Raw genomic sequence first — 10158 nt, 5'->3', positions numbered from 1 at the left:
TGCTGCGTGGTATCAAACGTGAAGAAATCGAACGTGGTCAGGTACTGGCTAAGCCGGGCACCATCAAGCCGCACACCAAGTTCGAATCTGAAGTGTACATTCTGTCCAAAGATGAAGGCGGCCGTCATACTCCGTTCTTCAAAGGCTACCGTCCGCAGTTCTACTTCCGTACTACTGACGTGACTGGCACCATCGAACTGCCGGAAGGCGTAGAGATGGTAATGCCGGGCGACAACATCAAAATGGTTGTTACCCTGATCCACCCGATCGCAATGGACGACGGTCTGCGTTTCGCAATCCGTGAAGGCGGCCGTACCGTTGGCGCGGGCGTTGTTGCTAAAGTTCTGGGCTAATTACTCGTTAATTAGTTTTGAATTGAAGAGGGCGCTTCGGCGCCCTTTTTGTTGCCTGCTATTTAGCCGCTGTTATATTTATTTGCCTTTTTTAACGCTTCTCCCGTGGCGTAAATCGCTTTGTGCTATTGTAATCATAACCATTCTCATTTACACTTTGTGCGGAAATTGAACGGGAGCGATCATGTACGTTTGTTTGTGTAATGGTATAAGCGATAAAAAAATCCGCCAGGCTGTACGACAATTTCATCCACAGTCATTTCAACAGTTGCGTAAATTTATTCCTGTGGGAAATCAATGTGGTAAGTGTATTCGCGCCGCGCGAGAAGTGATGCAGGATGAGTTAACGCAACTGCCGGAATTTAAAGAGATCGCCTGAGTCACACTCTTTTTTTTGACATCCCTGTAGCCCCATCTACGCTCTAGAGAGTGGAAGCGGAGGGACTATAAAATGAAAGGTGATGTTAAAATCATAAATTATCTCAATAAACTATTGGGAAATGAGCTTGTCGCAATTAATCAGTATTTTCTTCATGCCCGTATGTTCAAAAACTGGGGGCTGACCCGGCTTAATGATGTTGAGTACCATGAATCCATTGATGAGATGAAACACGCCGATAAGTATATTGAGCGTATTTTATTTCTGGAAGGCATACCGAACCTACAGGATCTGGGCAAGCTGGGCATCGGTGAAGATGTCGAAGAGATGCTACGATCGGATCTCCGGCTCGAACTGGAAGGCGCAAAAGATCTACGTGAGGCAATAGCCTATGCCGATAGCGTTCATGATTATGTCAGCCGGGATATGATGATTGAAATTCTTGCCGACGAGGAAGGCCACATCGACTGGCTGGAAACTGAGCTGGATTTGATTGCCAAACTTGGTATGCAAAATTATCTGCAATCACAAATTAAGGTTACCGATTAAGCGTCTGGAAAGAAAACTTTCCAACCTGTTATGAAACCCGCCACCGCCAGCCATGGCCCAAAAGGTAGCGGGTTTATTAATGCCGATTTACCTCTCACCAGTAGCGCGACGCCAAACCCGCCACAGGCCAACATAGCGGCAAGGAAAACCAGTAACGGCAGTGTTTCCCAACAATGCCACGCCCCTAAGGCAGCGAGGTACTTGACGTCGCCATATCCAAGCCCCTCTTTCTGATAACGCAGGCGATAGCCCCAGTAAATTAACGCGAATCCGCCATAGCCGGCGATAGCACCCCAAAGCGCATCCGGTAAACGCTCCGGCAGGCAAATCTGGTGATAAAGCAGACCACCCCACAGTAATGGACAGGTAAACCGGTCAGGCAACAGACCGGTACGCGCGTCGTATATGCCAAGTAATAAAGAGAACGACGCATAAAAAATGAGAAAGGGGAGGGCAACAAACATAAGCAAATCCTCGTCAAGGCTTGTGCTCACCTTTATAGATTTATGCGACAGCGACAACGACGTATTACCAGGTTTGCCTGATGCCTTCCAAAGAAAAGATGCGCGTTGCCATCCCATGCGTACCATCTGGAATCATGTTCGCATAAGAATAAAGCGCTTAATTTCTATCCGACACTTGCGTCAGGCTGAGATTTACGTATAATGCGCGGGCTTGTCGTAATTGACGGCAGGTTCGATTTGAACCTCGAATAGCCGATTTGGCTATTTAACAATGCTCCCAATCGGGGAGCTACGTAAGAACGGTTACACTCTCCCATCAATCGTAATGGGTGTGAGGAGTAATCATTTTCGTTTATAAAATAATTGGAGCTCTGGTCTCATGCAGAACCAAAGAATCCGTATCCGCCTGAAAGCGTTTGATCATCGTCTGATCGATCAATCAACCGCGGAAATCGTCGAGACTGCCAAGCGCACTGGTGCGCAGGTTCGCGGTCCGATCCCGCTGCCGACCCGCAAAGAGCGCTTTACCGTTCTGATCTCTCCGCACGTTAACAAAGATGCGCGCGATCAGTACGAAATTCGCACTCACAAGCGTCTGGTTGACATCGTTGAGCCAACCGAGAAAACCGTTGATGCTCTGATGCGTCTGGACCTGGCTGCCGGTGTAGACGTGCAGATCAGCCTGGGTTAATCAGGTCATCGAGCGATTGAGAGGTTGATACAATGATTGGTTTAGTCGGTAAAAAAGTGGGTATGACCCGCATCTTCACTGAAGATGGCGTCTCTATCCCAGTAACCGTAATCGAAGTTGAAGCAAACCGTGTTACTCAGGTTAAAGACCTGGCTAACGATGGCTACCGCGCTGTTCAGGTTACTACGGGCGCTAAAAAAGCTAACCGTGTCACCAAGCCGGAAGCGGGTCACTTTGCTAAAGCTGGCGTAGAAGCTGGCCGTGGTCTGTGGGAATTCCGTCTGGCTGAAGGCGAAGAATACACCGTAGGTCAGAGCATCAGCGTTGAACTGTTTGCTGACGTTAAAAAAGTTGACGTAACCGGTACCTCTAAAGGTAAAGGTTTCGCTGGTACCGTTAAGCGCTGGAACTTCCGTACCCAGGACGCTACTCACGGTAACTCCTTGTCTCACCGCGTTCCGGGTTCTATCGGTCAGAACCAGACTCCGGGCAAAGTGTTCAAAGGCAAGAAAATGGCAGGTCAGATGGGTAATGAGCGCGTAACCGTTCAGAGCCTTGACGTAGTACGCGTTGACGCTGAGCGCAACCTGCTGCTGGTTAAGGGTGGTGTTCCGGGTGCAACCGGTTGCGACCTGATCGTTAAACCAGCTGTGAAGGCGTAAGGGGATAGCAATGGAATTAGTATTGAAAGACGCGCAGAGCGCGCTGACTGTTTCCGAAACTACCTTCGGTCGTGATTTCAACGAAGCGCTGGTTCACCAGGTTGTTGTTGCTTATGCAGCTGGTGCTCGTCAGGGTACTCGTGCTCAGAAGACTCGTGCTGAAGTAACTGGTTCCGGTAAAAAACCGTGGCGCCAGAAAGGCACTGGCCGTGCGCGTTCAGGTTCTATCAAGAGCCCGATCTGGCGTTCCGGTGGCGTGACCTTCGCTGCTCGTCCGCAGGACCACAGTCAAAAAGTTAACAAGAAGATGTACCGCGGCGCGCTGAAAAGCATCCTGTCCGAACTGGTACGTCAGGATCGTCTGATCGTTGTCGAGAAGTTCTCTGTAGAAGCGCCGAAAACTAAGCTGCTGGCACAGAAACTGAAAGACATGGCTCTGGAAGATGTGCTGATCATCACCGGTGAGCTGGACGAGAACCTGTTCCTGGCCGCACGTAACCTGCACAAGGTTGACGTACGCGATGCGACTGGTATCGACCCGGTTAGCCTGATCGCCTTCGACAAAGTCGTAATGACTGCTGATGCTGTTAAGCAAGTTGAGGAGATGCTGGCATGATTCGTGAAGAACGTCTGCTGAAGGTGCTGCGCGCACCGCACGTTTCTGAAAAAGCGTCTACTGCGATGGAAAAAACCAACACCATCGTTCTCAAAGTTGCTAAAGACGCGACCAAAGCAGAAATCAAAGCTGCTGTGCAGAAACTGTTTGAAGTCGAAGTCGAAGTCGTTAACACCCTGGTAGTTAAAGGGAAAGTTAAACGTCACGGACAGCGTATCGGTCGTCGTAGCGACTGGAAAAAAGCTTACGTCACCCTGAAAGAAGGCCAGAATCTGGACTTCGTCGGCGGCGCTGAGTAAGTCGGAGGAGTAATACAATGGCAGTTGTTAAATGTAAACCGACATCTCCGGGTCGTCGCCACGTCGTTAAAGTGGTCAACCCAGAGCTGCACAAGGGCAAACCTTTTGCTCCGCTGGTTGAAAAAAACAGCAAATCCGGTGGTCGTAACAACAATGGCCGTATCACCACTCGTCATATCGGTGGTGGTCACAAACAGGCTTATCGTATTGTTGACTTCAAACGCAACAAAGACGGTATCCCGGCAGTTGTTGAACGTCTTGAGTACGATCCGAACCGTTCCGCGAACATCGCGCTGGTTCTGTACAAAGACGGCGAACGCCGTTACATCCTGGCCCCGAAAGGCCTGAAAGCTGGCGACCAGATTCAGTCTGGCGTTGATGCTGCAATCAAAGCAGGCAACACCCTGCCGATGCGCAATATCCCGGTTGGTTCTACCGTTCATAACGTAGAAATGAAACCAGGTAAAGGCGGTCAGCTGGCACGTTCCGCTGGTACTTACGTTCAGATCGTTGCTCGCGATGGCGCTTATGTCACCCTGCGTCTGCGTTCTGGTGAAATGCGTAAAGTCGAAGCAGACTGCCGTGCAACCCTGGGCGAAGTTGGCAATGCTGAGCATATGCTGCGCGTTCTGGGTAAAGCAGGTGCTGCACGCTGGCGTGGCGTTCGTCCTACCGTTCGCGGTACTGCGATGAACCCAGTAGACCACCCACATGGTGGTGGTGAAGGTCGTAACTTTGGTAAGCACCCGGTAACTCCGTGGGGCGTTCAGACCAAAGGTAAGAAGACCCGCAGCAACAAGCGTACTGATAAATTCATCGTACGTCGCCGTAGCAAATAATTTTAGAGGATAAGCCATGCCACGTTCTCTCAAGAAAGGTCCTTTTATTGACCTGCACTTGCTGAAGAAGGTAGAGAAAGCGGTGGAAAGCGGAGACAAGAAGCCCCTGCGCACCTGGTCCCGTCGTTCAACGATCTTTCCTAACATGATCGGTTTGACCATCGCTGTCCATAATGGTCGTCAGCACGTTCCGGTATTTGTTTCCGACGAAATGGTCGGTCACAAACTGGGTGAATTCGCACCGACTCGTACTTATCGCGGCCACGCTGCTGATAAAAAAGCGAAGAAGAAATAAGGTAGGAGGAAGAGATGGAAACTATCGCTAAACATCGCCATGCTCGTTCTTCTGCTCAGAAGGTTCGCCTTGTTGCTGACCTGATTCGCGGTAAGAAAGTGTCGCAGGCTCTGGATATTCTGACCTACACCAACAAGAAAGCGGCTGTACTGGTCAAGAAAGTTCTGGAATCTGCCATTGCTAACGCTGAACACAACGATGGCGCTGACATTGACGATCTGAAAGTTACGAAAATTTTCGTAGACGAAGGCCCGAGCATGAAGCGCATTATGCCGCGTGCAAAAGGTCGTGCAGATCGCATCCTGAAGCGCACCAGCCACATCACTGTGGTTGTGTCCGATCGCTGAGACTCTGGAGACTAGCAATGGGTCAGAAAGTACATCCTAATGGTATTCGCCTGGGTATTGTAAAACCATGGAACTCTACCTGGTTTGCGAACACCAAAGAATTCGCTGACAACCTGGACAGCGATTTTAAAGTACGTCAGTACCTGACGAAGGAACTGGCTAAAGCGTCTGTATCTCGTATCGTTATCGAGCGTCCGGCTAAGAGCATCCGTGTGACTATTCACACCGCTCGCCCGGGTATCGTTATCGGTAAAAAAGGTGAAGACGTAGAAAAACTGCGTAAGGTCGTAGCGGATATCGCTGGCGTTCCTGCACAGATCAACATCGCCGAAGTTCGTAAACCTGAACTGGACGCTAAACTGGTTGCTGACAGCATCACTTCTCAGCTGGAACGTCGCGTTATGTTCCGTCGTGCGATGAAGCGTGCTGTACAGAACGCCATGCGTCTGGGCGCTAAAGGTATCAAAGTTGAAGTTAGCGGCCGTCTGGGCGGCGCGGAAATCGCACGTACCGAATGGTACCGCGAAGGTCGCGTACCGCTGCACACTCTGCGTGCTGACATCGACTACAACACCTCTGAAGCGCACACCACTTATGGTGTAATCGGCGTTAAAGTGTGGATCTTCAAAGGCGAGATCCTGGGTGGTATGGCTGCTGTTGAACAACCGGAAAAACCGGCTGCTCAACCGAAAAAGCAGCAGCGTAAAGGCCGTAAATAAGGAGCGTCGCTGATGTTACAACCAAAGCGTACAAAATTCCGTAAAATGCACAAAGGCCGCAACCGTGGTCTGGCTGCAGGCGCGGATGTTAGCTTCGGCAGCTTCGGCCTGAAAGCTGTTGGCCGTGGTCGTCTGACTGCCCGTCAGATCGAAGCAGCACGTCGTGCTATGACCCGTGCAGTTAAGCGTCAAGGTAAGATCTGGATCCGTGTATTCCCGGACAAACCGATCACTGAAAAGCCGCTGGCAGTGCGTATGGGTAAAGGTAAAGGTAACGTGGAGTATTGGGTTGCCTTGATTCAGCCGGGTAAAGTCCTGTATGAAATGGACGGCGTACCGGAAGAGCTGGCCCGTGAAGCATTCAAGCTGGCAGCAGCGAAACTGCCGATTAAAACCACCTTTGTAACTAAGACGGTGATGTAATGAAAGCAAAAGAGCTGCGTGAGAAGAGCGTTGAAGAGCTGAACACCGAGCTACTGAACCTGCTGCGTGAGCAGTTCAACCTGCGTATGCAGGCTGCAAGTGGCCAGCTGCAACAGTCTCACCTGTTGAAGCAAGTGCGTCGTGATGTCGCACGCGTTAAGACTTTACTGACTGAGAAGGCGGGTGCGTAATGACCGATAAAATCCGTACTCTGCAAGGTCGCGTGGTTAGCGACAAAATGGAGAAATCCATTGTTGTTGCTATCGAACGTTTTGTGAAACACCCGATCTACGGTAAATTCATCAAGCGTACGACCAAAATGCACGTACATGACGAGAACAACGAATGCGGTATCGGCGACGTGGTTGAAATCCGCGAATGCCGTCCGCTGTCCAAGACCAAATCCTGGACTCTGGTTCGCGTTGTAGAGAAAGCGGTTCTGTAATACAGTACGCATTCTCAACGAATAAACGGCTCAGCGATGGGCCGTTTATTTTTTCTACCCATATCTGATTTGCGGTGTTATAATGCCGCGCCCTCGATATGGGGTTTTTTTAACGACCTGATTTTCGGGTCTCAGTAGTAGTTGACATTAGCGGAGCACTAAAATGATCCAAGAACAGACTATGCTGAACGTCGCCGACAACTCCGGTGCACGTCGCGTAATGTGTATCAAGGTTCTGGGTGGCTCGCACCGTCGCTACGCAGGCGTAGGCGACATCATTAAGATCACCATCAAAGAAGCGATTCCGCGTGGTAAGGTCAAAAAAGGTGATGTGCTGAAGGCGGTAGTGGTGCGCACCAAGAAGGGTGTTCGTCGCCCGGACGGTTCTGTCATTCGCTTCGATGGTAATGCATGCGTTATTTTAAACAATAACAGCGAGCAGCCTATCGGTACGCGTATTTTTGGGCCGGTAACTCGTGAACTTCGTAACGAGAAGTTCATGAAAATTATCTCTCTGGCACCAGAAGTACTCTAAGGAGCGAATCATGGCAGCGAAAATCCGTCGTGATGACGAAGTTATCGTGTTAACCGGTAAAGATAAAGGTAAACGCGGTAAAGTTAAGAATGTCCTGTCTTCCGGCAAGGTCATTGTTGAAGGTATCAACCTGGTTAAGAAACACCAGAAGCCGGTTCCGGCTCTGAACCAACCGGGCGGCATCGTTGAAAAAGAAGCTGCAATTCAGGTTTCTAACGTTGCAATCTTCAATGCGGCAACCGGCAAGGCTGACCGTGTAGGCTTTAGATTCGAAGACGGCAAAAAAGTCCGTTTCTTCAAGTCTAACAGCGAAACTATCAAGTAATTTGGAGTAGTACGATGGCGAAACTGCATGATTACTACAAAGACGAAGTAGTTAACAAACTCATGACTGAGTTTAACTACAATTCTGTCATGCAAGTCCCTCGGGTCGAGAAGATCACCCTGAACATGGGTGTTGGTGAAGCGATCGCTGACAAGAAACTGCTGGATAACGCAGCAGCAGACCTGACAGCAATCTCCGGTCAAAAACCGTTGATCACCAAAGCACGCAAATCTGTTGCAGGCTTCAAAATCCGTCAGGGCTATCCGATCGGCTGTAAAGTAACTCTGCGTGGCGAACGCATGTGGGAGTTCTTTGAGCGCCTGATCACTATTGCTGTTCCTCGTATCCGTGACTTCCGTGGCTTGTCCGCTAAGTCATTCGACGGTCGTGGTAACTACAGCATGGGTGTCCGTGAGCAGATCATCTTCCCAGAAATCGACTACGATAAAGTCGACCGCGTTCGTGGTTTGGATATTACCATTACCACTACTGCGAAATCTGACGAAGAAGGCCGTGCTCTGCTGGCTGCCTTTGACTTCCCGTTCCGCAAGTAAGGTAGGGTTACTAAATGGCTAAGCAATCAATGAAAGCACGCGAAGTAAAACGCGTAGCTTTAGCTGATAAATACTTCGCGAAACGCGCTGAACTGAAAGCGATCATCTCTGATGTGAACGCAACCGACGAAGATCGTTGGAATGCGGTTCTTAAGCTGCAGACTCTGCCGCGTGATTCCAGCCCGTCACGTCAGCGTAACCGCTGCCGTCAAACTGGTCGTCCGCACGCTTTCCTGCGGAAGTTCGGGTTGAGCCGTATTAAGGTCCGTGAAGCCGCTATGCGCGGTGAAATTCCGGGTCTGAAAAAGGCTAGCTGGTAATTGTCACCAATTGAATCACGGGAGTAAAGACAGATGAGCATGCAAGATCCGATCGCGGATATGCTGACCCGTATCCGTAACGGTCAGGCCGCGAACAAAGCTGCGGTCACCATGCCTTCCTCCAAGCTGAAAGTGGCAATTGCCAACGTGCTGAAGGAAGAAGGTTTTATTGAAGATTTTAAAGTTGAAGGCGACACCAAGCCGGAACTGGAACTGACTCTTAAGTATTTCCAGGGTAAAGCTGTTGTAGAAAGCATTCAGCGTGTCAGCCGCCCAGGTCTGCGCATCTACAAACGTAAAGATGAGCTGCCGAAAGTTATGGCCGGTCTGGGTATCGCAGTTGTTTCTACCTCTAAAGGTGTTATGACTGATCGTGCAGCGCGCCAGGCTGGTCTTGGTGGCGAAATTATCTGCTACGTAGCCTAATCGGAGGAAAAAATGTCTCGTGTTGCTAAAGCACCGGTCGTTGTTCCTGCCGGCGTTGATGTCAAAATCAACGGTCAGGTTATTACGATCAAAGGTAAAAACGGCGAGCTGACTCGTACTCTCAACGATGCTGTTGAAGTTAAACATGCAGATAATGCACTGACCTTCGGTCCGCGTGATGGTTACGCAGACGGTTGGGCACAGGCTGGTACCGCGCGTGCCCTGCTGAACTCAATGGTTATCGGTGTTACCGAAGGCTTCACTAAGAAGCTGCAGCTGGTTGGTGTAGGTTATCGTGCAGCGGTTAAAGGGAATGTAGTAAACCTGTCTTTAGGTTTCTCTCACCCGGTTGACCATCAGCTGCCGGCAGGTATCACTGCTGAATGTCCGACTCAAACTGAAATCGTGCTGAAAGGCGCTGATAAGCAGGTGATCGGCCAGGTTGCAGCAGATCTGCGCGCCTACCGTCGTCCTGAGCCTTACAAAGGCAAGGGTGTTCGTTACGCCGACGAAGTCGTGCGTACCAAAGAGGCTAAGAAGAAGTAAGGTAACACTATGGATAAGAAATCTGCTCGTATCCGTCGTGCGACCCGCGCACGCCGCAAGCTCAAAGAGCTGGGCGCAACTCGCCTGGTGGTACATCGTACCCCGCGTCATATTTACGCACAGGTAATTGCACCGAACGGTTCTGAAGTTCTGGTAGCTGCTTCTACTGTAGAAAAAGCTATCGCTGAACAACTGAAGTACACCGGTAACAAAGACGCGGCTGCAGCTGTGGGTAAAGCTGTCGCTGAACGCGCTCTGGAAAAAGGCATCAAAGATGTGTCCTTTGACCGTTCCGGGTTCCAATATCATGGTCGTGTCCAGGCACTGGCAGATGCTGCCCGTGAAGCTGGCCTTCAGTTCTAAGGTAGAGG

Annotated in this window: 21 protein-coding genes and 1 pseudogene; 21 read left to right on the top strand and 1 reads right to left on the bottom strand. The window is 50.3% G+C overall.

The window, feature by feature from the left end:
* The 3 genes and pseudogenes from tuf to bfr form a co-directional block, all read left to right on the top strand.
* Positions 1-353: pseudogene (tuf, locus tag J4617_RS22670) on the top strand (elongation factor Tu); the annotation flags it as partial.
* A gap of 184 nt (positions 354-537) precedes the next feature.
* A complete protein-coding gene (gene bfd, locus J4617_RS22665) occupies positions 538-732 on the top strand; it encodes a bacterioferritin-associated ferredoxin (protein ID WP_000289081.1) in 195 nt (64 codons plus the stop codon).
* Positions 733-804: 72 nt separating this feature from the next.
* A complete protein-coding gene (gene bfr / locus J4617_RS22660; protein WP_000675530.1) occupies positions 805-1281 on the top strand; it encodes a bacterioferritin in 477 nt (158 codons plus the stop codon).
* Here bfr and hopD read toward each other — a convergent pair.
* Positions 1278-1745, bottom strand: a complete 468-nt coding sequence (hopD, locus tag J4617_RS22655; protein ID WP_208290712.1) for an A24 family peptidase — start codon at positions 1743-1745, stop codon at positions 1278-1280. The two genes, bfr and hopD, sit on opposite strands and share 4 nt — an antisense overlap.
* A gap of 379 nt (positions 1746-2124) precedes the next feature.
* Here hopD and rpsJ point away from each other — a divergent pair, with 379 nt between their 5' ends.
* The 18 genes from rpsJ to rplR all read left to right on the top strand — a co-directional run bounded on the left by rpsJ (position 2125) and on the right by rplR (position 10150).
* Positions 2125-2436 carry a 30S ribosomal protein S10 gene (rpsJ, locus tag J4617_RS22650; protein WP_001181005.1) on the top strand — a complete coding sequence of 104 codons (312 nt, stop codon included), beginning with the start codon at positions 2125-2127 and terminating at the stop codon, positions 2434-2436.
* A gap of 32 nt (positions 2437-2468) precedes the next feature.
* A complete protein-coding gene (rplC, locus tag J4617_RS22645; protein WP_000579838.1) occupies positions 2469-3098 on the top strand; it encodes a 50S ribosomal protein L3 in 630 nt (209 codons plus the stop codon).
* A gap of 10 nt (positions 3099-3108) precedes the next feature.
* The gene (rplD, locus tag J4617_RS22640; RefSeq protein ID WP_000424395.1) at positions 3109-3714 is read left to right on the top strand and encodes a 50S ribosomal protein L4; all 606 of its coding nucleotides are present in this window, start codon (positions 3109-3111) and stop codon (positions 3712-3714) included.
* A complete protein-coding gene (rplW, locus tag J4617_RS22635) occupies positions 3711-4013 on the top strand; it encodes a 50S ribosomal protein L23 (protein ID WP_000617546.1) in 303 nt (100 codons plus the stop codon). The genes rplD and rplW overlap by 4 nt, the downstream gene beginning before the upstream one ends.
* A gap of 17 nt (positions 4014-4030) precedes the next feature.
* A complete protein-coding gene (rplB, locus tag J4617_RS22630) occupies positions 4031-4852 on the top strand; it encodes a 50S ribosomal protein L2 (RefSeq protein WP_000301869.1) in 822 nt (273 codons plus the stop codon).
* A 16-nt stretch (positions 4853-4868) separates the two neighbouring features.
* Positions 4869-5147: a 30S ribosomal protein S19 gene (gene rpsS / locus J4617_RS22625; RefSeq protein WP_001138115.1), complete on the top strand. Its 279-nt coding sequence runs from the start codon at positions 4869-4871 to the stop codon at positions 5145-5147.
* A 14-nt stretch (positions 5148-5161) separates the two neighbouring features.
* Positions 5162-5494, top strand: a complete 333-nt coding sequence (rplV, locus tag J4617_RS22620) for a 50S ribosomal protein L22 (RefSeq protein ID WP_000447529.1) — start codon at positions 5162-5164, stop codon at positions 5492-5494.
* A 17-nt stretch (positions 5495-5511) separates the two neighbouring features.
* The gene (gene rpsC, locus J4617_RS22615; RefSeq protein WP_000529945.1) at positions 5512-6213 is read left to right on the top strand and encodes a 30S ribosomal protein S3; all 702 of its coding nucleotides are present in this window, start codon (positions 5512-5514) and stop codon (positions 6211-6213) included.
* A gap of 12 nt (positions 6214-6225) precedes the next feature.
* Positions 6226-6636 carry a 50S ribosomal protein L16 gene (gene rplP, locus J4617_RS22610; protein ID WP_000941208.1) on the top strand — a complete coding sequence of 137 codons (411 nt, stop codon included), beginning with the start codon at positions 6226-6228 and terminating at the stop codon, positions 6634-6636.
* On the top strand, positions 6636-6827 hold the full coding sequence (rpmC, locus tag J4617_RS22605; protein WP_000644742.1) for a 50S ribosomal protein L29: 192 nt from the start codon (positions 6636-6638) through the stop codon (positions 6825-6827). The genes rplP and rpmC overlap by 1 nt, the downstream gene beginning before the upstream one ends.
* The gene (gene rpsQ / locus J4617_RS22600) at positions 6827-7081 is read left to right on the top strand and encodes a 30S ribosomal protein S17 (protein ID WP_000130101.1); all 255 of its coding nucleotides are present in this window, start codon (positions 6827-6829) and stop codon (positions 7079-7081) included. Before rpmC ends, rpsQ begins: the two co-directional genes overlap by 1 nt.
* A 163-nt stretch (positions 7082-7244) precedes the next feature.
* Complete coding sequence (gene rplN, locus J4617_RS22595; RefSeq protein WP_000613954.1) at positions 7245-7616, top strand: 50S ribosomal protein L14; 372 nt, start codon at positions 7245-7247, stop codon at positions 7614-7616.
* 10 nt (positions 7617-7626) lie between these two features.
* Positions 7627-7941: a 50S ribosomal protein L24 gene (rplX, locus tag J4617_RS22590; RefSeq protein ID WP_000729185.1), complete on the top strand. Its 315-nt coding sequence runs from the start codon at positions 7627-7629 to the stop codon at positions 7939-7941.
* A 14-nt stretch (positions 7942-7955) separates the two neighbouring features.
* Complete coding sequence (rplE, locus tag J4617_RS22585; RefSeq protein WP_001096206.1) at positions 7956-8495, top strand: 50S ribosomal protein L5; 540 nt, start codon at positions 7956-7958, stop codon at positions 8493-8495.
* A 14-nt stretch (positions 8496-8509) separates the two neighbouring features.
* On the top strand, positions 8510-8815 hold the full coding sequence (rpsN, locus tag J4617_RS22580) for a 30S ribosomal protein S14 (RefSeq protein ID WP_001118932.1): 306 nt from the start codon (positions 8510-8512) through the stop codon (positions 8813-8815).
* Between the two features lie 33 nt (positions 8816-8848).
* Positions 8849-9241, top strand: a complete 393-nt coding sequence (rpsH, locus tag J4617_RS22575; RefSeq protein WP_000062611.1) for a 30S ribosomal protein S8 — start codon at positions 8849-8851, stop codon at positions 9239-9241.
* Positions 9242-9253: 12 nt separating this feature from the next.
* The gene (gene rplF, locus J4617_RS22570) at positions 9254-9787 is read left to right on the top strand and encodes a 50S ribosomal protein L6 (protein WP_000091939.1); all 534 of its coding nucleotides are present in this window, start codon (positions 9254-9256) and stop codon (positions 9785-9787) included.
* 9 nt (positions 9788-9796) lie between these two features.
* On the top strand, positions 9797-10150 hold the full coding sequence (rplR, locus tag J4617_RS22565; RefSeq protein ID WP_000358956.1) for a 50S ribosomal protein L18: 354 nt from the start codon (positions 9797-9799) through the stop codon (positions 10148-10150).
* The last annotated feature ends 8 nt before the right edge of the window (positions 10151-10158 follow it).

The sequence above is a fragment of the Salmonella sp. 32010601201800023SM genome (assembly GCF_017572235.1).
GTDB classification, from domain to species: Bacteria; Pseudomonadota; Gammaproteobacteria; order Enterobacterales; family Enterobacteriaceae; genus Salmonella; species Salmonella enterica.
Note: the sequence above shows the minus strand (reverse complement) of the source record. Positions and strands in the feature narration are given on the sequence as shown.